Genomic DNA, 232 nt, shown 5'->3' on the forward strand with positions numbered 1-232 from the left:
GAAGACAGGATAGTGAATTCATGTTCGAGAAATACAAAAATCAAAGTGTTGGCTTCCAACTTAAGTTGGTCATTTTGCTGTGCTTGCTTATCGCCTTTGGTTCCATTGCAACACTCGTGTACCGCAATGCCTCACAGGTATTATTAGACAACACGTTAAAAGAACACCAATCCAAAGTAGAAGCGATGGCCAAAACCATCTCTGGTCAGTTTGATGCTTACCTGCATACCGC

At 42.2% G+C, this 232-nt stretch carries 1 pseudogene; it reads left to right on the forward strand.

The features are described 5' to 3' along the window. Positions 1–20: 20 nt before the first annotated feature. Positions 21–232 (forward strand): annotated as a pseudogene (locus AB4512_RS23600) (methyl-accepting chemotaxis protein); the annotation flags it as partial.

It is taken from the genome of Vibrio sp. 10N.222.52.B7, from assembly GCF_041474275.1.
GTDB lineage: Bacteria > Pseudomonadota > Gammaproteobacteria > Enterobacterales > Vibrionaceae > Vibrio > Vibrio crassostreae_C.